General features: G+C 32.7%; 24 protein-coding genes. 12 read left to right on the top strand and 12 right to left on the bottom strand.

Annotation, left to right across the window (positions count from 1 at the left end; all coding sequences use genetic code 11):
• The first annotated feature begins 96 nt into the window (after nucleotides 1-96).
• A complete protein-coding gene (gene fabI, locus ACMGE6_RS00475; RefSeq protein WP_414044620.1) occupies nucleotides 97-870 on the top strand; it encodes an enoyl-ACP reductase FabI in 774 nt (257 codons plus the stop codon).
• Nucleotides 871-951: 81 nt separating this feature from the next.
• On the opposite strand, the gene ACMGE6_RS00470 is transcribed toward fabI, so the two are convergent.
• Complete coding sequence (locus tag ACMGE6_RS00470) at nucleotides 952-1,461, bottom strand: YjcG family protein (RefSeq protein WP_414044619.1); 510 nt, start codon at nucleotides 1,459-1,461, stop codon at nucleotides 952-954.
• A 44-nt stretch (nucleotides 1,462-1,505) separates the two neighbouring features.
• Nucleotides 1,506-2,228 carry an alpha/beta hydrolase gene (locus ACMGE6_RS00465; protein ID WP_414054060.1) on the bottom strand — a complete coding sequence of 241 codons (723 nt, stop codon included), beginning with the start codon at nucleotides 2,226-2,228 and terminating at the stop codon, nucleotides 1,506-1,508.
• A 94-nt stretch (nucleotides 2,229-2,322) separates the two neighbouring features.
• Here ACMGE6_RS00465 and ACMGE6_RS00460 point away from each other — a divergent pair, with 94 nt between their 5' ends.
• Entirely contained in the window at nucleotides 2,323-3,423 is a 1,101-nt protein-coding gene (locus tag ACMGE6_RS00460) for an AI-2E family transporter (protein ID WP_414054059.1), read from the top strand.
• A 130-nt stretch (nucleotides 3,424-3,553) separates the two neighbouring features.
• Nucleotides 3,554-4,432 carry a UTP--glucose-1-phosphate uridylyltransferase GalU gene (gene galU, locus ACMGE6_RS00455; protein ID WP_414044616.1) on the top strand — a complete coding sequence of 293 codons (879 nt, stop codon included), beginning with the start codon at nucleotides 3,554-3,556 and terminating at the stop codon, nucleotides 4,430-4,432.
• A gap of 21 nt (nucleotides 4,433-4,453) precedes the next feature.
• Here galU and ltaA read toward each other — a convergent pair whose 3' ends face one another.
• The 4 genes from ltaA to ACMGE6_RS00435 all read right to left on the bottom strand — a co-directional run bounded on the left by ltaA (nucleotide 4,454) and on the right by ACMGE6_RS00435 (nucleotide 8,821).
• Entirely contained in the window at nucleotides 4,454-5,653 is a 1,200-nt protein-coding gene (ltaA, locus tag ACMGE6_RS00450; RefSeq protein WP_414054058.1) for a lipoteichoic acid biosynthesis MFS flippase LtaA, read from the bottom strand.
• Nucleotides 5,631-6,800 carry a diglucosyl diacylglycerol synthase gene (locus ACMGE6_RS00445; RefSeq protein WP_414054057.1) on the bottom strand — a complete coding sequence of 390 codons (1,170 nt, stop codon included), beginning with the start codon at nucleotides 6,798-6,800 and terminating at the stop codon, nucleotides 5,631-5,633. The genes ltaA and ACMGE6_RS00445 overlap by 23 nt, the downstream gene beginning before the upstream one ends.
• A 129-nt stretch (nucleotides 6,801-6,929) precedes the next feature.
• Nucleotides 6,930-8,108, bottom strand: a complete 1,179-nt coding sequence (locus tag ACMGE6_RS00440; RefSeq protein WP_414054056.1) for an ABC transporter permease — start codon at nucleotides 8,106-8,108, stop codon at nucleotides 6,930-6,932.
• A complete protein-coding gene (locus ACMGE6_RS00435) occupies nucleotides 8,108-8,821 on the bottom strand; it encodes an ABC transporter ATP-binding protein (RefSeq protein ID WP_414054055.1) in 714 nt (237 codons plus the stop codon). Before ACMGE6_RS00435 ends, ACMGE6_RS00440 begins: the two co-directional genes overlap by 1 nt.
• Before the next feature lie 130 nt (nucleotides 8,822-8,951).
• Here ACMGE6_RS00435 and ACMGE6_RS00430 point away from each other — a divergent pair, with 130 nt between their 5' ends.
• From ACMGE6_RS00430 to ACMGE6_RS00405, 6 genes are all read left to right on the top strand, one after another.
• Nucleotides 8,952-10,430, top strand: coding sequence for a UDP-N-acetylmuramoyl-L-alanyl-D-glutamate--L-lysine ligase (locus ACMGE6_RS00430; protein ID WP_414054054.1), 1,479 nt, complete (start codon nucleotides 8,952-8,954; stop codon nucleotides 10,428-10,430).
• A complete protein-coding gene (locus tag ACMGE6_RS00425) occupies nucleotides 10,430-10,669 on the top strand; it encodes a YueH family protein (RefSeq protein WP_414044610.1) in 240 nt (79 codons plus the stop codon). Before ACMGE6_RS00430 ends, ACMGE6_RS00425 begins: the two co-directional genes overlap by 1 nt.
• Before the next feature lie 9 nt (nucleotides 10,670-10,678).
• Complete coding sequence (locus ACMGE6_RS00420) at nucleotides 10,679-12,241, top strand: peptide chain release factor 3 (protein ID WP_414044609.1); 1,563 nt, start codon at nucleotides 10,679-10,681, stop codon at nucleotides 12,239-12,241.
• A gap of 79 nt (nucleotides 12,242-12,320) precedes the next feature.
• Nucleotides 12,321-13,094: a TerC family protein gene (locus ACMGE6_RS00415; protein ID WP_414054053.1), complete on the top strand. Its 774-nt coding sequence runs from the start codon at nucleotides 12,321-12,323 to the stop codon at nucleotides 13,092-13,094.
• Nucleotides 13,095-13,171: 77 nt separating this feature from the next.
• Complete coding sequence (locus ACMGE6_RS00410) at nucleotides 13,172-14,686, top strand: S1C family serine protease (RefSeq protein WP_414054052.1); 1,515 nt, start codon at nucleotides 13,172-13,174, stop codon at nucleotides 14,684-14,686.
• Nucleotides 14,687-14,710: 24 nt separating this feature from the next.
• Complete coding sequence (locus tag ACMGE6_RS00405) at nucleotides 14,711-16,063, top strand: TrkH family potassium uptake protein (protein WP_414046804.1); 1,353 nt, start codon at nucleotides 14,711-14,713, stop codon at nucleotides 16,061-16,063.
• 88 nt (nucleotides 16,064-16,151) lie between these two features.
• Here ACMGE6_RS00405 and ACMGE6_RS00400 read toward each other — a convergent pair whose 3' ends face one another.
• Complete coding sequence (locus ACMGE6_RS00400) at nucleotides 16,152-17,666, bottom strand: ATP-binding protein (protein WP_414054051.1); 1,515 nt, start codon at nucleotides 17,664-17,666, stop codon at nucleotides 16,152-16,154.
• 63 nt (nucleotides 17,667-17,729) lie between these two features.
• On the opposite strand from ACMGE6_RS00400, the gene ACMGE6_RS00395 reads away from it, so the two are divergent.
• Entirely contained in the window at nucleotides 17,730-18,587 is an 858-nt protein-coding gene (locus tag ACMGE6_RS00395; protein ID WP_414044604.1) for a hypothetical protein, read from the top strand.
• 89 nt (nucleotides 18,588-18,676) lie between these two features.
• On the opposite strand, the gene ACMGE6_RS00390 is transcribed toward ACMGE6_RS00395, so the two are convergent.
• The 3 genes from ACMGE6_RS00390 to ACMGE6_RS00380 all read right to left on the bottom strand — a co-directional run bounded on the left by ACMGE6_RS00390 (nucleotide 18,677) and on the right by ACMGE6_RS00380 (nucleotide 20,044).
• Nucleotides 18,677-19,276 (bottom strand): CPBP family glutamic-type intramembrane protease, encoded by a 600-nt coding sequence (locus ACMGE6_RS00390; protein ID WP_414054050.1) that lies wholly within the window; start codon nucleotides 19,274-19,276, stop codon nucleotides 18,677-18,679.
• Nucleotides 19,277-19,279: 3 nt separating this feature from the next.
• On the bottom strand, nucleotides 19,280-19,462 hold the full coding sequence (locus ACMGE6_RS00385) for a YkvS family protein (protein WP_414044602.1): 183 nt from the start codon (nucleotides 19,460-19,462) through the stop codon (nucleotides 19,280-19,282).
• Between the two features lie 117 nt (nucleotides 19,463-19,579).
• A complete protein-coding gene (locus tag ACMGE6_RS00380) occupies nucleotides 19,580-20,044 on the bottom strand; it encodes a sigma-70 family RNA polymerase sigma factor (RefSeq protein WP_414054049.1) in 465 nt (154 codons plus the stop codon).
• A gap of 217 nt (nucleotides 20,045-20,261) precedes the next feature.
• Here ACMGE6_RS00380 and ACMGE6_RS00375 point away from each other — a divergent pair, with 217 nt between their 5' ends.
• Complete coding sequence (locus tag ACMGE6_RS00375) at nucleotides 20,262-20,750, top strand: competence protein ComK (RefSeq protein ID WP_414054048.1); 489 nt, start codon at nucleotides 20,262-20,264, stop codon at nucleotides 20,748-20,750.
• Here the strand turns inward: ACMGE6_RS00375 and ACMGE6_RS00370 are convergent, their stop codons facing one another.
• Entirely contained in the window at nucleotides 20,751-22,334 is a 1,584-nt protein-coding gene (locus ACMGE6_RS00370) for a M20/M25/M40 family metallo-hydrolase (RefSeq protein ID WP_414054047.1), read from the bottom strand. It lies immediately after the preceding gene.
• A gap of 157 nt (nucleotides 22,335-22,491) precedes the next feature.
• On the bottom strand, nucleotides 22,492-23,481 hold the full coding sequence (locus ACMGE6_RS00365) for an acyltransferase family protein (RefSeq protein ID WP_414054046.1): 990 nt from the start codon (nucleotides 23,479-23,481) through the stop codon (nucleotides 22,492-22,494).
• A gap of 194 nt (nucleotides 23,482-23,675) precedes the next feature.
• Between ACMGE6_RS00365 and ACMGE6_RS00360 the strand changes: the two genes are divergently transcribed.
• A complete protein-coding gene (locus ACMGE6_RS00360) occupies nucleotides 23,676-24,122 on the top strand; it encodes a MarR family winged helix-turn-helix transcriptional regulator (RefSeq protein ID WP_414044597.1) in 447 nt (148 codons plus the stop codon).
• The last annotated feature ends 44 nt before the right edge of the window (nucleotides 24,123-24,166 follow it).

The raw sequence follows: 24,166 nt of genomic DNA, 5'->3' as shown, positions 1-24,166 counted from the left end.
CCGGTAGCTGTTGCTACTGGTTTTTCTTTTGTTCATCGTCTATGCTATAATAATTTAGTAGTAGATACTAGAACTAACATATAAGGGAGAATAACAATGTTAAACTTTGAAAAGAAAGTATATGTCATTATGGGGATTGCTAACAAGAGAAGTATTGCATATGGAGTTGCTCAAGTACTGGACGAGGTTGGATGTAAACTTATTTTTACTTATCGCAAAGAGAGAAGTATGAAAGAACTTGAAAAACTATTACCTAATCTTAAAAATAATCAAAAAGCTGATATGATTCAATGCGATGTTCAAAATGATGAAGATGTCATCAATGCTTTTTCAAAGATAGGAGAAAAGTATGGTCATATTGATGGTGTGTTCCATTCTATTGCATTTGCTAATATGGAAGACTTACGAGGTCGATTTGTTGATACGAGTCGTGCAGGTTTTCTTCTTGCGCAGGACATCAGTTCTTATTCGTTGACCATTGTTGCCCGTGAAGCTTCAAAATTAATGAAAGACAATGGTTCAATCGTTACGACGACATACTTAGGTGGAGAATTTGCTGTACCTAATTACAATGTAATGGGTGTTGCAAAAGCATCTCTTGAAGCAAACGTAAAATATTTAGCAGCTGATTTAGGACAAGATGGTATTCGTGTCAATGCTATATCAGCTGGGCCGATCCGTACATTAAGTGCTAAAGGTGTTGGTAATTTTAATACTATATTAAAAGAAATAGAAACCCATGCTCCGCTAAGACGCAATGTAGATATTATCGAAGTAGGTAAGACTGCTTTATATTTACTGTCAGATCTTTCAAGTGGCGTAACTGGTGAAAATATTCATGTAGATGGTGGTTATCATATCGTAGGTTAATCAGTAAAATACTTCATGAAAAAGACCGAACAAACCAATCATTTTGATTAGCGTTTGCTCGGTCTTTAATTTTAAATGTAATTATCGTCCAAATGAAAATGTTTCTAAAACATTCCATGTTTCATTATCAAGCTGATAGCAAAGACTCAGTTTATCAATTGTTTCACAATGTCCAACATCTGTCATTGATAGCTGTCCTTTTACATCTTCAAACTCTTGTGATGATAATCCTTGTGCAATTGTGAAATGTGGTACAAAAGGATATTGATTTGTTCCGTAGAAACTACCATCGTTCAGTAAATTAAATAATTTAACAAGTTCATCATTTGGTGTAACTTTTAAATAAATTACGTTTTGCGTAGGTGCAAAATCAGATACTTTTTCAACATTAATTTCTACAGGATTTATTTCTTTAACGATTTCTTTAAGTTTGGCAGAGACATTCTTGAGGTCATTCTCAGCAACCTCAAATGCTTCTTTTATTGTAATATGAGGGGTAATGATGGCATAATGAGAGTCATATCGTTTACGATACTGATTAATTTCATCCTGGTATGACTTGGAAGGATATAAGACGATGCCGAGTTTCATAACAATCACTCCTTTTTTTCTGATAATTCAATTATATCAGAATTTTATGATAAATAATAATTTAAACAGTTCTCGAGCTGAGGTTTCCACGTTTTCCAAGTGTGTCCTCCATCTATTTCAGCGTAATAATGTTGAATGGAATGTTTTTGAAATGTTTGATGGAGGTGCTGGATCGGTGTCAGGAAATTAGCATAGTCACCAGTCATCAATTTAAAATGACTTTCATTTTTTCCTACGATTAAATAATAGTTGAGCTGTGATGTTACTTTCTCTGGAATTTCTGCTATATCAGAAATGATTGCCTCTGTAATCATTGGAGAAAATAGTATAGCGTTGCTCGCAATTTCAGGATGTTCGATTGTTAACGTAAGCGCAATACTTGCAGCAAGACTATCCCCGACAAGCACTGTGTTTTCCTTTGAGTGTTTTAAATTAAAACCATCTTTTAAAAAGATTAATAATTCTTCTGCAACAAATTGCTGGTAAATGGAACGTAATGCACCTTCCGGATGATATTCCTGTCTTCTTTCGCGAGTATCGGTGTAATGAACAAAGACAAAAACTGCAGCTTCAAGTCCATCGCTTACAAGTTGTTCATATTTTCGGTGTATTTGTCCGATTTGACTGACATCCTGTCCATCAAAGCATATTATTAAATGATGCTCTTCAAATGGAGAATAATCTATGGGAAAGTAGACGCCAATTTTAACTGTCCTGTTAAGGTGATTACTCGTTATTTCATAGGGTGTGATAAAGCCTTTTTTCATAATAAAACACCTCGCAAATATTTATTTTATGATAAATTAATAATATCATTAAGTTTTGGGTATAATATATCTATATTAAAACTAGGAGGACAATATGACAAAAAAAGTTTGGTTTAGGTTTGGCATAGGTTTATTGTTATCATTTTTAATTATTAAGTATTTTCTAGAAATTAATCATATTTTCTATCCTGTTATCATTATCGTAAAGTCTATCATACTTCCTTTATTGCTAGGTGGATTTCTTTATTATGTTACTGTACCTTTTCAGGATAAACTCGAACATCGTTTCAATTTAAAACGCTGGCAGAGTCTTACGGCAATTATGCTAGCTTTAGTAATAATCGCAGGTTTATTCTTTTCATTTTTAGGCCCGGTTATCGCTAAGCAAGGAACAAATTTTGTCCATAACTTTCCATCGATTCAAAAAGAGTTTCAGTCTTATGTTAATCTTGCCTTGGATCAACGAGAAAAGTTACCGGATAACGTTAAAGAAAGTATTAATAGTGCAATAAAAAAAGCAAATGATTACTCAGGAAAAATAGTCTCGAATGCATTTTCTTTTGTTACTCAGTTTATATCAACGCTGTTTCTATTAATCTTAGTACCTTTCTTTTTAATATATATGCTAAAGGATCATGACCGATTTATTCCATTCGTAGCGGCACCATTTTCAGGTCGTAGAAAATTATTTGTCGTCAATTTGTTTAAGGATATAGACAGAACATTAAGATCATATATTCAAGGACAGGTAACAGTGAGTTTCATCTTAGGAATGTTATTATTAATAGGATATCTTGTCATTGGGCTCGATTATGCTGTCATTCTTGCGATGTGGGGGATGGTAACGAATCTTATTCCATTCCTCGGACCATATTTAGCGATTATCCCTGCGATTATCATTGCATTGATTCAAAAGCCGATTATGGTTGTCTATGTTATTATCATTATGACGATTGCTCAACAACTTGAAGGTAATGTAATTACACCAAATATTATGGGTAAAACACTTAATATTCATCCCTTAACGATTATTACAGTAATATTAGCTGCAGGTAATCTAGGAGGATTTATGGCAATATTAGTAGCAGTACCATCATACGCGGTGATTAAGACGATCGTACGAAACGTATATATGCATCGACAGGATATCACATATGAAGCTAGCAAAACAGTAACAGAAACTCATCAAAAATAATATATTTTAGTGCGTAGATTTAATATCTACGCCTTTTTAATATTAAATTTTTTACATGAATATGATACACTTAAATAGAATGAATTTACAAAAATGAAAATTAAATTAGAACAAAAGGTGGGACTTTTTAATGTCGAAAGTTAGAAAAGCTGTCATTCCAGCTGCTGGTTTAGGTTCGAGATTTTTACCAGCTACTAAAGCAATGCCAAAAGAGATTTTACCTATTCTTGATAAACCAACAATACAATATATTGTTGAGGAGGCAGTTGCTGCAGGGATTGAAGATATTATCATCGTAACTGGTAAACATAAACGTGCGATTGAAGATCATTTTGATGCGCAAATGGAACTTGAATTCAATCTCGAAGAAAAAGGTAAATTAGATTTACTGGAAAAAGTGCAGCATTCGACGAACTTAGCGAATATATTCTATGTTCGACAAAAAGCACCTCAAGGTTTAGGGCATGCAATCTGGACGGCTAAACAATTTATTGGTGACGAGCCATTTGCAGTATTGTTAGGTGATGATATTGTCGATGCAGAAGTCCCTGCAATTAAGCAATTAATAGATGTCTACGATGACAAGAAAAAATCTGTGATTGGTGCTAAGACTGTTCCATTTGAAGATACTAATCGATATGGGATGATTGAATCTAAATCACAAGACGGACGTTTATATGAAATTGATAACTTAATTGAAAAACCTGAATTAGGCACAACAGAATCAAGACTGGCAATTATGGGGCGATACGTGCTTACACCCGATATATTTAATTATTTAGAAGAACAAAATATTGGTGCAGGTGGGGAAATTCAGCTTACAGATGCTATTGCACGTGTGAATGAAGATGACGAAGTCTATGCTTATGACTTTGAAGGTGAACGCTATGATGTAGGTGACAAAATTGGTTTTGTTAAAACGACGATGGAATATGCAATGCGTTCTGAGATGAAAGATCAATTGATTCCTTTTTTAGAAGAACTAATAACAAAATATAAGCACAAATAAACATAGTAAAAGAGCACTATCCTAAGGATGTGCTCTTTTGTTATGCTGATGTATTTTAACAAAGTATATCGCATAAAATATTGCCAGGAAAATAAATAATCCTGAAGATAAAAATAAAGTGTAGTTGGTATTATGAAATAGTTCTGTGATTAATCCACCGATGACAGGTCCTAGCATTGTACCGATACCTTGTAATGAGTTAAACACACCCCAGGACTCTTCTTTTAGCCTTGGCTCTACTTGGCTTGCCATGAAAGCATTCCATCCTGGTAGTAGTAAACCATAAAATATCCCTATTAGTAACGCAGATCCGAGTACTAAGTAGTAATTCGTTATTTGTGTCATTACGAATATTGCAACACCATAAACAATGAACCCAGCGAGAATCACAATATAGGAATAAACATTTGAAACTTCATCCATAAATTTTGAAATGAAGAGCATAGAAATAGTACAACCGATGCCGCCTGAAATCAAAATATATGTATATTCTAAAGTAGTAACATGCAAATTATTTACAGCATAACTTGGTAATATAGGCACAAGCATGCCAATCGCTAAACCTTGAATTAATATCCCTGGGAATAGGACCAGATGTCGCATCATGACTTGCTTAATGTGAATGAATTGCGTTCTTAAAGTTTTCTTTTCAAATATTGAGACCTCAACATGAACAAAGAAATATATAAACCAGGCAATGACTACAAACACGGGCATTAAGAAAGTAAAATATGTCGGATGAATTTTTATGATAAGATTCATGGCAATCATCCCTGCCATCATACCGACCAGCCATGCAAAATACACAAATCCCATCTGTTTAGAGCGTTTGGCATCATCAATTGAACTAAGCATAATGACCCAAATTGGACTTACGGCTATACCTGTGAGAACAGCAGCAATAATTAAAGAAAACGGATTTTGAAAAAATACAACAATAGTTAAGCCGAAAACAGCTAGAAAAAATCCAAAGTTTAACACAATTTTTGTTCCGTAGCGTTTAAGCAAAAAGCCGATCCCGAAGTTTGTTAAAGCATCACTGATAAAGTGAAGGGTTATTGCCACAGAAACGATTCCAACGGTAATTTTAGTCGGTGTAGTAGGCAATATGGGTAAATAACTCAAAATATACATTCCACGTGCAAATTCCATTAAAAACAATATAGAAATCATTAACCAGAAATTTGTTCCGGTAAAGTTATTTCGCGAAGAGTCGCGCATATAAACTCGCTTTCGAATGAATTTCGTTTTGAATAATCGATTCATTTAATAATTCGATAATTGAACTACAAATGTTTTGAGCAGAATTTGGTAGAAAATCGTTTTTCATATTTTGAGTCAATCTGTTTAATTCTTTTTCATGATTTAGTAAATCAAGTGTTACATGTATTGTTTCAGCATAAGAATGTGTGATTCTGGCATATCCTTGATTGCTGAAATAAACTGCGTTTTCACCTTCTTGACCAGGTGCAGGATTAAAGAAAACAAGTGGTATATGCTTGCATAAACTTTCAGTAATTGTGATGCCACCAGGTTTCGTCAGCATCAGATCACTTGATGACATCCACTCAGCCATCTCCTGGGTATACCCCATCACTAAAACATTGTTATCTTTAAACTGGTCTTGTAATGCTTTAACAAGTGTTTGGTTTTTTCCGCAGATGACTACAAACTGATGGTCACTCTTATCAACAAGTGCCGCTAGCATTTCATTAAACCCTTCCATGACTCCGAATGCACCTGCGACCATCAGTAATGTTTTTTTATTAGGATTTAAACCATGTTGAAGTAACCATGATTCACGATTAACAGTCTGATTAAATTTATCATGGATTGGAATTCCGGTTACATTGATATTTTCTTCAGGAATGCCAAGCGCTATTAGTTCATCCTGCAAACTTTCGGTAGCTACATAGTACTTTTCTGAATCAGGTGTAATCCAGTTTTTATGTAATCTATAATCAGTAATAACTGTACATACAGGTGTATGGATATTAAAATCACGTTTTAAAATTGATACAACAGGTGTAGGGAATGTTAATAATATTAAATCGGGTTTTTCCTTAATAATTAAATTGACAAGTTTATTTAAACCGTAATATTTATAAAAACACGAATCTGTTTTGTCAGGACGTGCATAATAAAAATATTCATAAGACCTTCTGAAATATTTATAACTGTTTAAGTAATATTTCTTAGCAATACTATTTATAATAGGATGTGCTTCCTGAAATAAATCATGTTCAATTACAGTAACATTCGGTAAGTGCATTTTATTAAATTGATTAACAAGTGCATTGGTTACTGAGATATGACCATTGCCAAAAGACCCGGTCAAAATCAATATTTTTTTATTTTTAATCAGCATAATTACACTCCGATTCATTTGATTTATAGTAATTCTAACTTATTATCACATCTTTGTGAAAGGATATCATGATAATTACAATAAAATTACAATACTTTTGAGAAAAATTTACAAACTATTGTCTGGCCTTTATATATTACGATAACGTTTAAGTAAAATTACATTCAAAATCATCAATATGATAAATATACATATTAATATAATGATATTCGGGATAATTTCTAATGACTGACCTTTGATCATAATTCGCATTAAATTATCGGCACCATATTTAAGGGGCATCAGATAACTTAAAATCTGTAAAGGTTTGTGCATGTTCTCTATTGGTATAATACCACTAAATAGAATTTGAGGTACAATGATAAGTGGAATAAATTGTATCATTTGGAATTCGGATTTTGCGAATGTAGATAAAAATAATCCAAGTCCAAGTGAGACAAAAGCCAGTACAATATTACTGAGTATAAATAATAATATACTCCCTTCAACGTGAATTTGTAATATATAGACAGTATATAAAACGAGTAATATAGTTTGTAATGTTGCAAATAAAGAAAAACCAGCAATGTAACCTAAGACAATCTCATAACGTTTGATGGGTGTTGATAGCAACTTATAAAGTGTACCAGTTGTGCGTTCATTCAGTAAAGTTATGCCTGAAATTAAAAATGTAAAGAAAAACACAAAGAATGCAATTAATACGGGATTAATCATATCAAAATAATTACTATCCTGATCACCATATACGTAATGTGTTTTGATTAGTGTATCATCATGCTGTTTGTTTTGTTCCTTTTGCTTTGGTGGCTCAATACCCACCTTCTTAAGTAACGGGCCGAATTTTTCTAATTTCTGACTCAATGTTTCTAATTGTTGCTTCATTTCATTAAATTTTTGTTGCATATCTTCCATGATAATTTTGGAGTTAGAAGATTTTATTTTAATGTTATATTCCTGGATAGCTTTTTTGATGCGCATCGTTTTACCTGGATCTATATTTTCATAATAAACTTCAATATTTTTATCTTGCGTTTTAATTATCGCATCTAGATGCTTCTCTTCAATTATTTTTTTTATATCAGATGTGTTACTGATTTTTAATAAAGTAATATTATTTTCTTTTAATTGTTTGTTCAGAGCACCAGGTGTATGATAAGTGCCTATCTGTATATTGCTGTCATCAACAGACTGAAAGATGTAATGCAGCAAAGTAAGAATAATGAGTGGTGCTATAAACAAGAGCAAAAAAGTACGTTTATCACGTAATATTTGTACTATGATTCTCTGTGCAATCGTTAGAATATTCATTATAAGTTCCCCGCCTTTATAAAGATATCTTCAATGCTATTGGCGTGATAATGTGCTTTTAAGCGTTCAGGTGAACCAAAACCAATCATCTTATTATGATTAAGTAGTAATAACTTATCACATAACTCAGCTTCTTCCATTAAATGCGTCGTAAGTATAATCGTTTTTCCATGTTGTTTGAGATGGTGAAGTTCATGCCATATTTTTCTTTTAAGCAATGGATCAATACCGACAGTCGGTTCATCTAAGATTATCAACTCAGGGTTATGCAATAAACTGATTGCTAGAGATAATCTTCGCTTCATTCCTCCTGAGTAGTTCTCCACGCGTTTCTTTAGATGTGGAGTTAGTTCTGTGATCTCAGCAACATGGTTTATAGACTCATTCAATAATGTTCTTTTTATTTTATATAATTTACCGAAAAACTTTAAATGTTCCAATCCGGTTAAATCACTGTATAAAGCATCTGATTGTGCCATATATCCGATGCGCTGTAGTGCATCTAAATCAGGCATAAATTGGTCACCGATTGTTACATTTCCACTATCAGGCGTTTTGATACCTAACATACACTGTATCAATGTTGTTTTGCCTGAACCCGAGGCGCCTATAATTCCGATCATTTCTCCTTTATTGACTGAAAAACTAATATCATTCAACACCGTATGTTTACCAAATGATTTTGAGATTTGACTGACTATTATTTTTGACATAAAAAATTCTCACCAACTTTATTTTTTACCTCATTATACGCTATTTATTTTGAAAGAACATATTTAACTTGTATAGGCGAAAGTTTTAAAAAGGTGTATAATTAAGAATTGAATTAAAGGAGGTCACTTTATGGAAACAAACGCATTACTGAAAGTGATTAAAGCAAAGAAAGTTTATGGAAAATTTCCTAAAAAGATAGATGAAATAGTAGTAGATTCCAGATTAGCAGATGAATCATCAGTGTTTGTAGCGAGTCATGGCTATACAGTAGATAGTCATCAATATGTACCGGATGTAGTTGCTAAGGGATGTAAGATGATAGTGGTCGACCACTATATTCCAGGGATAGGTGAAGAGGTTGGTCAAGTTGTTGTGAAAGATACGATAAAGACTGCAAACATCTTTGCGCAGTATATCATGGATTTTCCTAGTCAAAAGCTTACGACTTATGGTGTGACAGGAACTAATGGAAAGACAAGTGTGGCTACTATGATACATCACATTCATCGTGCCTTAAAAATTGATTCTGCTTATCTAGGGACGAATGGATTCCAATTTAATGAGGATGTCGCAAAGGGATCAAACTCAACCCCTGAAACCATTACTCTCAACAATCATATAAAAGATGCATTACACAAAGGTGCTAAAGCTATGGCGATGGAAATGAGTAGTCACGGTTTAGCGCTTGGACGTACAAACGGTGTCGATATTGATGCGGCCATCTTCACAAATTTAACTCAGGATCATCTTGATTTTCATCATACGATGGAACGTTATGGTTTTCATAAATCACTATTATTTGCGCAACTTGGCAATGATTATAAGAAACCGAAATATGCAATTGTTAATGGTGATGATGCTTATTTATCTGAGCTATTAATAGCGACACCTCGAGAAGTGATAACGTATGGTATAAACAATGAATGTGATATAAAAGCGACAAACATTCAGGAAACTATCCATGGTATATCATTTGATTTGGTGAGTCCTGAAGGAATTGTTACGATTAAATGCCCTTATATTGGACGCTTTAATGTTTATAATATGCTCGCGGCGCTTACCGCAATGTGGACACAAGGTCATTCATTTGAAATATTAGCCAAAGCTACGGAGAATTTAAATCCGGTAGAAGGACGCCTGGAAGTACTAGATAGAAATTTACCGATAGATCTAATTATCGATTACGCCCACACACCAGATGGTATGAATAAATTGATTGATGCCGTAGAACCTTTTAAACGTGGTAAGCTGATTTTCCTAGTAGGTATGGCAGGTGAGCGTGATCTTACCAAGACCCCTGAAATGGGAGCGATAGCATGTCGTGCAGATTATGTAATATTTACTCCAGATAATCCTGCTAATGATGATCCTAAAAAATTAACTGATGCTTTGGAATCCGGGGCTACACACAACAATTTTATTTCATTTTTAGATCGTGCAGAAGGCATCAGACATGCAATAGATATCAGCGAACCGGGTGATATGGTTGTGTTGGCCTCAAAAGGACGAGAACCATATCAAATTATGCCTGGTTACGAAAAAGTGCCTCATCGTGATGATTTAATAGGATTAGAAGCGGCATACGCTAAATACGGGAGAGATAATTGATGAAAATAAGAAACTATAATGGAGAAGATTTACAATGTAAAGTTTATATCCATGAAAATAAGAAAGAAGAAACTATTTTAGTTAGTGTGCCGGATATTTTCTTTTCAATTCAAATGGAATATGAAATGTTCGGAGAAGCTTTAGTAGAACATTTATACCTGCATTTATTTAATTTATTAGACGAAAAAGAAGCCAATCACTTAGCACTTTCAATTGCTCAGTGGACAGCTGAAACTTAAGGAGTAATTATGACATTAAAACAAGAAGTAGAAATAAGAAAAACGTTTGCTATTATCTCTCACCCGGATGCCGGAAAAACTACATTAACTGAAAAATTATTATTATTTGGTGGTGCCATTCGTGAAGCGGGGACTGTAAAGGGTAAGAAGACTGGAAAGTTTGCAACAAGTGACTGGATGGATGTGGAAAAAGAACGTGGAATTTCTGTAACAAGTTCTGTAATGCAATTTGATTATGATAATTTTAAGATTAACATCTTAGATACTCCAGGACACGAAGACTTTTCTGAAGATACGTACCGCACATTAATGGCCGTAGATAGTGCTGTAATGGTAATAGACTGTGCGAAAGGAATTGAGCCACAGACATTAAAATTATTTAAAGTATGTAAGATGCGTGGTATACCAATCTTTACTTTCATCAACAAGCTAGATCGCGTTGGTAAAGAACCATTTGAACTGTTAGAAGAAATAGAAAAAACACTGGAAATTGAAACGTATCCAATGAACTGGCCAATCGGTATGGGACAATCTTTCTTTGGGATTATAGATCGTAAAGATAAAACGATTGAACCTTTTCGTGATGAAGAAAATGTACTTCATCTGAATGAAGACTATGAATTGGTAGAAGAACATCCTATTACAAATGACTCTGCTTTTGAACAAGCAGTTGAAGAATTGATGCTTGTTGACGGAGCAGGTGAAGACTTTGATAATGATAAATTACTCACAGGAGATTTAACACCGGTATTCTTTGGCTCGGCACTTGCTAACTTCGGTGTACAAAATTTCTTGAATGCTTATGTTGACCATGCGCCGATGCCAAGCGGACGAAAAACTGAGGAAGGTGAGGAAGTTTCACCATTTGATGAAAGTTTCTCTGGATTTATCTTTAAGATTCAAGCGAATATGAATCCACAGCATCGCGATAGAATTGCTTTTATGCGCGTTGTAAGTGGAGCGTTCGAGCGTGGTATGGATGTTAAACTGACACGTACAGATAAGAAAATGAAGATTTCCCGATCAACATCATTTATGGCTGATGATACTAAAACAGTTAATCATGCAGTCAGTGGTGACATTATCGGTCTTTATGATTCAGGAAACTTCCAGATTGGGGATACACTTGTCGGAGGTAATCAGAAGTTTAAGTTTGAAAAATTACCACAGTTTACCCCTGAAATCTTTATGAAGGTCAGTCCGAAAAATGTGTTGAAGCAAAAGCATTTCCATAAAGGTATAGAGCAGTTGGTTCAGGAAGGTGCGATACAGTTATATCGTACATTGCACACTAACCAAATTATTTTAGGTGCAGTCGGACAATTACAATTTGAAGTATTCGAACATCGTATGAATAATGAATATAATGTTGATGTTATTATGGAACCTGTGGGAAGAAAAATTGCCCGCTGGATTGAAAACGAAGAAGATATTAAAGATAGTATGAACGGAAGTCGATCAATTTTAGTGGATGATCGTTTTGGAAATAAAGTCTTCTTATTTGAAAATGAGTTTGCGACACGTTGGTTCCTGGATAAGTTTCCGGAAATAAAATTATATAGTTTACTTTAAGCAAAATACACAACTTAGTTGTGTATTTCGCTTATAATACTTAAAGTATGGTATTAAATCATCTTATTGGAGTGAGATTATGGATATGTCGATATTAATAACCTATGCTTGGGTGGTCATCGTTCTTGTTGTATTAGAAGGATTACTAGCTGCAGATAACGCCATTGTAATGGCTGTAATGGTTAAGCATCTACCGGAAGAACAAAGAAAAAAAGCGCTATTTTACGGATTAGTAGGTGCATTTATATTCCGTTTCGCTTCATTATTTGCTATCGCATATTTAGCAAAATTCTGGCAAATTCAGGCACTCGGAGCTGCTTATCTGCTATTTATGTCGATTAAGAATCTTTATGAATATTTTACAACCGGCGATGCAACGAGTGAAGCTGAAGAAGCAGAGCTAGAAAAGTATAGTAAAAAAGGTAGCGGATTCTGGATGACTGTTGCTAAAGTAGAATTTGCAGACATCGCTTTTGCGATTGATTCTATGCTTGCTGCAATCGCTATCGCTATTACTTTACCGGAAGTTGGTCCGCAGTTTGGTGGAATGAATCTAGGACAGTTTCTGGTAATGTTTACAGGTGGTATGCTCGGTGTAATCATTATGAGATTTGCTGCAACGTGGTTTGTTAAATTATTACACGATAATCCTACATTAGAAGCTGCAGCATTTGCTATTGTTGGATGGGTAGGTATTAAATTAGTTGTGATGGTGTTAGCGCATGAATCGATTCATATATTACCACATAATTTCCCGCATGGATTACCATGGCAAATTACGTTTTGGGGTGTTCTATTAGGCATCCTTGCGGTAGGCTGGTTTGGTGGTAAGAAAAAGCAGGCTAATCCATAAAAATTTCTGATATTTCATATAAAACTTAATGTATCTATATTATAATAGATACATTAAGTTTTTTTATGGAGGAAATTATGCAATTTAAACGTAAGATTGTGATTAGAAAGAGAAATTATAAACGTCCAAAAAGACTTTTTTTTGATGAACAGAAAATAAGACCGATTTATCCTTATTTACATAAAAAAGATAATCAGATTGATGTGATTCCACCAGTTGATATCCAAAGAGAAGATATTGATGCGGACATGGCTGATGATGTTATTCAGACTGAAAAGTCAGCAGTTGATGATAAAAATATCAATCAAATTGAAGCAACGAATACTAAAAATGAAATAGATATAAATGACGCTCAAATAGATAAAGGTATTGAGCAGGAATATCAAGATGATGTTGAAAATAAATCTGTTAAAACAAACGAATTTACTGATGAGCCCATATCAGATACTTCATCACTCACTTCAGGTGAAGATAATAGAACTGACAAAAGAAACAAGCCAAGCAAAAACAGTCTTCTTGCTGTACTCCCTAAATTACTAATGGGTATGCTGATTGGTATATTAATTGGCATGTTGTTAATGAGCTTATTTAATAAGCCGGCAAAAGAAAAATTAGCCCAATCCCCCCTAACAGTAGAAAATGCGATAAAGAAAAATATGAACAATATTGTAAGTGTAACGAATTTACAAAAGGCTGAAAATACCGATGCAATGAATCCTGAAAGTGCATCTAAGGCGCCAGAGGAAGCTGGAATTGGTTCAGGAGTAATCTATAAGATCGAAAAAAATCAGGCTTATATTCTTACGAATTATCATGTTGTAGGTAACGCAAATGCAATTGAAGTCTCTTATGATAATCAAAAAGAAAAAGCTAAAATGATTGGTTATGATGTATGGACAGATATGGCAGTACTTACAATCCCTAAAGGTCATCTCAACAGTGTTATTGAGATGGATGGTAGTAAGCTTGTACCAGGGCAACCCGTCATTGCAATGGGGAGTCCGCTTGGTAAAATGTTAGCAGGTAGTGTATCAACTGGTGTTATTTCAGGTTTGTCACGCAGTGTCCCTGTTGATATTGATGGTGATGAAATTTATGACTGGGAAATGAATGTATTACAAACGGATGCAGCTATCAATCCGGGGAATTCTGGAGGACCGTTACTAAATACGCAAGGTAAAATGATAGGTCTAAATACTATGAAAATTTCTATGCCAGGTGTAGAAGGTATAGCTTTTAGTATTCCGGCAAAAGAAATTAAAAAAGAACTAAAAATACTTGAAACAAAAGGCAGTATAGCTCGACCAAAAGTGGGTATTATGATAGAAAATATTGGAACACCTAGTAACCCGGATGATCCAAATTCACCAACTAATCAAGATGGAGTAAAGGTTATTGCATTTGAACCTAAATCAAAAGCGCAAGAGAGTGGATTGATGATTGGAGATGTGATTAAGCAAATCGATGATGTAAAAGTCGAATCCAAAATACATTTTAGAAAAATATTATTTAATGACAAAAAAATTGGTGATACAATTGATGTCTTAATTGAAAGAAATGGTGTTGAAAAACACGTAAAAATAAAGCTTTAAATTCTCTATAGATTTATGAAAGAAGTGAATGCGATGAACAAGTTATTTCAAAAGTTAACACCTCAGCAAGGTATTGTCCTTTATTATCTTGTAGCGATTTTCATTTCTTTTTTATTACTACGCATACCTTATGTACACAAACCACATGTTGAAATTAGTTATATTGATTCTTTATTCGTCGCTGTATCTGGCGTGAGTGTTACTGGATTATCTCCTGTTTCAATTGCTGATACATATTCAACATTTGGCCAGTGTATCATCCTGCTGATTCTTAATCTCGGCGGTATAGGTGTGATGGCTATGGGTACATTACTCTGGGTGATTATCGGTAAAAAAATAGGAATACGTGAAAGGCAATTGATTATGGTCGATCACAATCAGGATAAAATGTCTGGTGTAGTGACGATGATTCTTGAAATCGTAAAGTCAATGTTATTTATTGAAGCGGTCGGAGCACTATTTTTAACATTTTACTTTTATAAAGATATGGGCTCATTAAAAGAAGCCTTATTCAACGGATTGTTCGCATCAATCTCTGCCACAACAAATGGAGGATTAGATATTACCGGTGATTCTTTAAATAGTTATGCTGATGATTATTTTGTTCAAACGATTACAATGTTTCTAATTATATTAGGAGCGATAGGTTTTCCAGTGATCATAGAAATAAAAACATATTTAACAAATAAGATACCGAATTTTAGATTTAGTCTTTTTGCTAAACTAACGATCACAACGTATTTTTTACTACATATTATCGGAACAGTAACCATTTATTTATTTGAATTTAATCATGCATTTAAAAATATTCCGTGGCATAAAGGATTCTTTTATGCATTATTTCAGTCATCCTCAACGAGAAGTGCCGGTTTAACGACAATTGATTTGAACCAGCTGTCAGAAGCATCACGCTTTTTTATGGGTGGACTGATGTTTATCGGATCAAGTCCAAGTTCAGTAGGTGGAGGTATACGAACGACAACCTTTGCTATTCTGATTTTATTCTTAATAAACTATAGTAACGGTAGAACAACGATAAAAGTATTCAATAAGGAAATCCATCCAATTGACATTCAGAGAACCTTTGCAGTAATGGTGCTTGCAACGATTATTTGTTTCACAGGATTACTTATTATTCTTCTATTTGAAAATGGTAAGTTTGATTTACTGGATATTTTCTTTGAAGTCATGAGTGCCTTTGGAACATGTGGTTTGTCATTAGGTATAACAGGAGAACTTTCAAGTATCAGTAAATTAGTTATTATGGCACTAATGTTTATCGGACGTGTAGGATTGATATCATTTATTATTATGCTAGGTGGAAAAGCAGAACCAGATAAATTTAGATACCCAAAAGAAAGAATCATGATAGGATAAGAGGCAGTCTGAAATGCGTTCAGGTTCAGGCAAACTGGAAGCAAAGAAGAAGTCCGTACTTAATCATTTGATTAAGTACGGACTTCTTTTAATTTACTTTATGTTGCATATTCATCTGATCATACTCAGATGGGATTGAGACTAAGGGTAGTTTAATAATAAAAGTTGTGCCTACATCCACTTTGCTGATAACTTCTATTTCTCCGTTATTCGCATCGATGATACTCTTTGATACGGGTATTCCTAGTCCCGTACCATTACTTTTAGTAGTAAAGAACGGATTAAATAATTGTTTTAGGATATCGTCATCCATCCCACAACCATTGTCGCGTATTGAAAGTATTGCCTCTGAATCGGTATGATCTACTTTTATTTCAATAATCCCCTGTTTCTGATCTTCGATTGCATCTTTTGCATTCTGAATAATATTGATAATAATCTGTTTGAATTGATCGTTGGCTACATGTACTAGTGTCTGATGATCCGTATAACTTTTTATCGTACGAATATTATTCATACTTAAGTCATATTCTAAAAATGCAATTGTCTCACGGACAATTTCTCTTAAATCAACTATTTCTACATCCAATTTTGTTGGTTTTCCCAGTAGTAAAAATTGTCCGACGATTGAATTAATGCGTTCTAATTCTGTTTTAACGATATAGAAGTATTTGTTTTCTTTTTTAGGATCATATTGCATTTCTAGTAAGTCTACAAAGCCTTTTATAGAGGTTAGTGGGTTTTTAATTTCGTGAGCTGTATTAGCTGCTAACTGACCAATCAGTTCTTTTTTCTGAGAATTTATATCGGCCAGTAATACTTCATTCTCTTTCTGGGCAATATAGATACGATAGAATAATTGTAATGTTGCAATCAACAGAGAAAAAACTAAACTCGCTAGTATTACTTTTTGAAAAACTTCGAGGTAGACATTTTTATTAGAGTTGATTGTTAAGTTCCAGTCAACTTTTAAGAATTTTTGAGAGTCTTTGATATTGGTGAAAATAGGATGATTGGACTGAAAAATAATATGGTTATTAAAATCGGATATAGTTACCGTAATATCTTTTTGTAAAGAATCTATTACTGTACCGATAGTGTTGATATCCACTTCAGCAACAATAAGATTTCCCTTAGAATCGTTGATATTTTTTGTAATATAAACAATATTTTTATTCATCATATTTTTTCTGACTTTACTAATTGCAACATTATTAAAAGTACGATTTTCAATGTTATTGAAAAAGTCCATAGATTCAATGGTTTTTCCAATCATTGCTTCTGAATTTGAATTAATTACTTTTGCATGATGGTCTAGTACATAAATATTGATAATACGCTGATCACGGCTTTTCATTACTTGAATTTTTTTGTTGACGTTTTCCGTATTATGCTCATAAGTTACTGTAGTAGCAACATTTTCAACAGCCGCAATAGTTTCACTAAAAAATGCATCCACTTGCTCAGTATGAATGCGCATTGATTGCTGTAAATCGTCTCTTAGATGAGTCGCTTCATTATGAGCAAGTATAAACCAGAATATTGCCATAAAAATAATAGTTAATATAATATTTAACGCGATATAATTTTTAAGATTCGTCATATATTTCTCCGTAGTAAAGACATATTGCCTATTAATGCTATAATTAATAAAGAGGTGAACGGCGTGAAAAAAGGTTTAACTAATATACATATTATAACAACAAATAACATTAATGGTGCGATGTTTCTTGAAAATAATAAATTTAATATTTATAAATTTTCTACTTATATTAAATTAGCCAGACAAAGTGGACATGCCATCTTACTTAATAACGGGCCGTTTCTTACTGGTTCCGCAATCAGTGAGTATTATGCTTCACTTAAAGAATATAAGCGTATTCCATTGATTACAGTTATGGATATGCTAAAGTTTAATGCGACAAATATAAGCTGTAATGATTTAAGTTTAGGTTTCAAATATTTTAGCAGAGCACATGCAATGAGTGAATTTCCATTTTTATCATGTAACATACTAAATGTCGCGACTAAGGAACCTTATTTCAATACACCCTATGTGATTCATCATTATAAAGGGATAAAGATCGGTATAATAGCACTATCCGAAGAGAGTGTTATTGATGCAGAAGAAATCATAGTATCAAACCCGATGCAAAGTTTAAAAACATGGGTGAGATATATGTACGATAAGGAAAATCCTGATTTTGTAATCGCACTGCATAATGGATCGATTGATGATTTATGTACAAATGAAAATGTCCTATGTACAGAAGGTATACATATTTTGATTACCACAAGTGAGCACAATGAAGCGGTTATGCATGATCTTACAGAAATGATTCATGTTCCAGAAGCAACGTCTGTTGTCCATATACAGCTCACCTTTAAAGAACGTACGAATTCATATGAATTAGTAGGAAGTACGCATGAGTATGTGGATATTACAAGATACCAGGAAGATTTTTTATTAAAAGAGATGATGTATTATGATGAGAAGGAATATATGCATCATAAAAATTTATAATACCGTTTTGATTTAATATATTGCATTTAAAAAAGCAAAGCTACTCATCTATTATGATAAGTAGCTTTGCTTTCTATAGTGTCATCTATTTAGCGATGTATAAGCATGAAAATAATTATAGCTAAAATCTGTCCTGTAATAGGTGTGATTAATCTTTTCGTATGATAATAACTTAAAGCTAATATAAATTGCGTTATAAATATACTGAATAACACAGGTAAGCTAACTACATACATAAATAAGCTAGTAGCACAAAGACTGACGATTAATGAGGCGATATAGCGATTAAAATTTTCATTCAAATAATTTTGAAGCATATTGCGCATAAATAGTTCTTGTAATGGGATTGATATTACTAGCGTGATAACGAGTTGCCACTTCACGTATACACCCAAATGTATCATCTTCTTCATTAGATTGTAATAATGAAGGTCATTAAAGACAATCGATAATAAAGTATGAAGAATTACGATAGCAAGGGCGACGACAATACCAGTAATAAAAGAATCCACTAAGCGTCTCGAATTGATATTACGCTCATAATAAATATAACCAATTGAGGTAAGTAACATTAAGCCGGTATAAATATGCCAGAAGACTTGATGTTCAGAATGCATAATAAATAAAATAATATGAATAATCCCAAATAGTAGTAAAAAACCGGCGACAGGCTTTTTAAGATACTGCATCATTTAAGCCTCAGTGACAATAGTATAGCGTTTATGATTAATAACGGTCTTTTCCGGAATTTCTAGTTTTTCAAAATCCTCCATAATTGTACAATCTACAATGACTGAGTTTTCGTTTACTTTTTCAACGATGCCTTGTTTACCTTCGTGAAATTCAATGATATCTCCAACTTTTGCTGCCATCAATTTTCCTCCTTAAAAAACATGCTAATTGCTATTATACTAAATTTGCTTGCTATTGAATACTAATAATTTTCGATTTATGTGTAGAAATTCTCTATGAAAATCCAAATTTAATATTTCTCAAATTAACTTTTTAATTTTACGTTGTGCATTTTTCTTATAGCGTTTTATCATAGAAACACTGACATTCATAAAGTCCGCAATTTCTTTCATTTTATAGCCATGTATTGCAAGTATAAGCCAGTTATATTCATTTGATGTTAATTCATTTTTGAATGCTTCAATATTTAATTGTTCATAAGCGTCATAGCATATAGATTGTTGTGCTATCAAGTGATCTTCAGTGGCAATATATCTTTCTGTTCTTTTAGCTAACTTTCTGATTTCATCAATAAAAAAGAAATTGAGTTTCGTGTAGATATACTGATCTTTATTAGGCGTTTTAAGTGAATCATAGTGTGTTTCAAGTTCCCACAATTTGATAAGCGCAAGTTGATAATATTCATCTAAATCATAAGTGAGTTTATATTTGTGAATAAAGTGATAAATCATTTTGTCATATTTTTCTTTAGTATCATTAAACATTAATTCCTCATTCGGAATATCTAGATATTCAGTTTATTTCCGGATGAGTCAATAATAATACGTTGTTGTGTTAACTAAAAGTTAACAAAAATAATAATAATCGTTTATTTGTAAAAAAAATGTGGAATTATGATTTAAAAATGATTAAAAATAAGAGTTTTGATGTGATAAAACGTATAATATTGGTGGAGTGTGAAATTTGATTTGAGGTGATATTATGTTAAATTTATCTTTATGCGTTACGGATATGTGCATATACCAGCATCCATCGGCAGGTGGAAGAACTGAAATATATCCGCTTGAGGGAGATTTACGTTGCGTTAATGTGCGACCTGAGAAATTAATTGATCAAACATTAATATACTTTGGTAGTAACATTAGAACCCGTCGTCAATCAGCTAAAGTACTGACAGGTTATACGCATCACTTACCAGTTATAATTGAACCTACTTTAGAATGGATGTATTATCCTGTCCATCAAAGTAACGCGCACTTTCAATTATTTTTAAACTACAAATCAATCTATCATTTTGAAGGTAATAAACATCAGACGACAATATATTTTATCAATGGTAGCCTAATTGAGGTACCGCAAAATGTTTCATTTGTTCAAAAACAGCATCAGAAAGCATTATATCTTGCAGATGTACAGGCAAAATTAATAAAACGGCAACTTCATATGAGTCACCGTTTAAAAGCATATTAATTATTTATCGATAAAAAATTTATGGAATATTTTATTTAATACATAAGGCACTTCTTCTGACACACTTTTAATATCAATACGTTCAGTGAGTTGATGTGCATCTTTACCAAAAGCTCCAATATTGATGACTGGAGCTTTTAATTTTTTCATTGCATCAAAAGGAATGTCATAAGTATGTCCAAAACCAGGTGTATTTGAACTGTAAATGTGTTCATCGGAAGCTTCGTGAGTATAATTTACATAGCTTAGATCAGAGATGCCATTAAAATAATATATCTTCTGTGTCTCTCGATTAAATTGTTTTTTCATCTGTTTGATAGCATATTTAGAAATAGATTTAATTAGTTTTTGTTGTCCGCTATTTACAGATGGATAATAGGGAGGATTTAAATATGTAACGACTGTATAATCATTGCTATTGTCTAACAACAGTAACTGTTGAATAACTTCCTGTGCATATAATCGTTCATCACTTATGTTTGTCTCCTCAATAATTTTTTCAATAACGGATTGTCCGTGTTTTTCAATCATATTTTGCATGAGGTTTTCATAAGTGATAACTTTTATAGATGGTAAGTCATCAAAAACCAATTGTAAATCATTTGTACATGCATCAACCGTTTGTTTAACGATTGAATTAAATTGTTTAAATACTTGCGCAGAACTTTGTTCAAATAAAAATACATTATAATAGCTTACAGCCATAAAAGGTGTTTGGACATTATATTCATCCTTTAAATCTTTCATATATAAACTCACCGGTAATGGTGTAAATTCATCTTTATATTGTTCTGTAAGTAATGGATTATATTCGATTTCTGAATTAATTCGACTGATTAGATAGTTTGCACTCAGGCCTTTTAAAGGTTCACCGACGTGAGTTTCTTTTCCATAGACAAAAACGGAAGGCATTATTTTTCCGATACTTCCAGTATAGATATAATACTGTTCATCATTAGGAAATTGACTGAATGCGGGTTCACCGTTCATGATTAGCAATAAATTTAAATTTTCCTGTTCGATAAACTTGGATAATTCAGTAACGGCGCTTCTCATTCCAGATGAATTTACTTCCTCATCTGGCACGGTTAACAGAATGATATTAAGAGGCCATGATTCATTGATAGCTTTTTCAAGTAAACTTATGTGCATCATTAGTCCGGATTTCATATCCATAACTCCGCGGCCAAATAAATATTTATTTGATTCAATATCTGCTTGTTCAAAATCGCTGAAGCTCTCTAAATTTTCATGATATGCCTGATTTAAGGCATCACAATCGAAAGCACTTGATTGAAAAGGACCAAAGTCATTCGTATCAACAGTATCATAATGACTCATTAAAATGATGGTGTCGTCTGTATCATGGGATCGATACATCGCCGCAACTGCATTTTTATGATCGTATGTTTCAATGAATCTGATATGTGACTCATGTTTATTAAAATATTCTAATTGTTTTAACGTCTGTTTTATATAAAATGGAAAATTGACTTCACCATCGGTATTAGTGATGCTGTCTTGTTTTACGAGTTCTTTAAGTAGGTTTAATCTATCTTCTGGTGTTTGCCAAAGTGAACGCATTGCAAATCTCCTTTAAACAAAATATTGATAAGCAATATGAAATTATATTTCTTTCAGACATATTTGAGCTCTCTATTAACAATTATACATATTTTTTCACAAATAAAAAATATTAAATAAATGTTATTCATAATAATTTTACATAATTAAAAAACCTCTATTGAGGTTTTTTTAATTCCACAACTGGTGAGGCTAATTTTTTCGTAGCATTCATACTCAGAGTGTAGACGAGAAAAATTGTTACGAGAATCATAAATATTAATATTGATGCTATATGATCATTAAAATATTTATCCCAGCTGTTCGCTCTGAATAATCCGATAAATAGTCCGTGTAATAAATAGATGAACATTGTTCTGGAACCTATATAAGTCAGTGGTAATTTGCGATTTGGAACAATGTTGAGAAAGCTAATTGTACTTACTAATATAATGCAGTAAATAATAGCTCTTTTTACACCACTATATATATCAGAAGCAGAATGCTCAAGCTTGACATAAGGCTTACTGCCAAACAACCACTCGAAGTTAAAGTCTGTAAGTAAGTAAAATATAAATACTATACATAACATAAAAATTGATAGGGGAACGAAACGCTTATTTCTTACATATTTAAACTGATCAGGTTGTGCATAGTATCCGATTAAAAATAACGGAAAAAATACAAAAGTACGGGATAAACTTAATGTATTGTTTATAAAATCAAAGTATCCAACTGCTATGCCGACTAAAAATGCAGCAGTAATAGTGATGATTGGATTAAAATCTTTAATAAAAAATAATAGGATTTGCCATGAAAATAAGCTTAATAAGAACCACATTGCCCATTGTGGATCAAATGGATTTAAATCTATCGTATTTACATCGTCAATAAAATAATAATAAAAAGCATAGAAACTTTGAAAAATTATATATGGTAATAATAGTTTCTTAGTAACTTTCAGAATGTAGCCTGGTTTATGAATACCTTTTGCAAAATAACCTGAGATTAACACAAACGCAGGCATGTGAAAACTATATATGAACATATAGAGAGCTTGTAAAAAGTGGCTCTCACTAATAAATGAGCGGAGCAGATGTCCGAATACTACTAAAACAATTAGAAAAAATCTGGCATTATCAAAGTAATGATCACGTTCTTTGGTCATAAGAAACTCCTTAATAAGAAATATAAATAAAATAATATGTAAAAAAATGCGAAAAATTATGAATATCAATTTATCAAATATGTTATTATAAAATATAAATAGCCCACAATTTTTTATTAAAATATTATATGTCGTTGATAAACTAAATTTTTGGGTTTATAATCTATATAACAATAAAGTTGGGAGACAAAAAAATGGATGAAAAACGCCTTAAAAGATTTGGACAATTAATTTACTTTATGGACTCTAAAATTGATGAAATAGCATCCGCAGAATTAACTGATGTTACACTAACACGTGAACAAATATATATGCTTGAGCTTATTGTAGCAGAAGAAAATATGACACAAAAGAAACTCATCTATAAACTTAATAAAGAACAAACCGCTGTTTCCAGAGCAATAAAAAAATTGGTGGATAATGGGTTTATTAAAAAAGAACAAAGTATCTATGATTTAAGATCAACTGTACTTATTGCGACTGAACAAGGTGAAAAAGCATTGGAACGCGCTGAAGAAATTAAAGCTAAAGTTGTACGGAGCTTTATGCGCGAACTCAATTCTAAAGAATCTGAAGAACTTATTCAACTGTTAGAAAAAATTTATCATTCTTTTGCACTTAGAGATCCATTTCGTTTTTAATTGTTTCAATTGATTCCATAAGCATTTTGCCATTAATACTCTAT

Origin of the sequence: Macrococcus equi (genome assembly GCF_047426745.1) — a bacterium.
Lineage (GTDB): Bacteria > Bacillota > Bacilli > Staphylococcales > Staphylococcaceae > Macrococcoides > Macrococcoides equi.
This window is presented reverse-complemented; position numbering and strand designations above follow the sequence as displayed.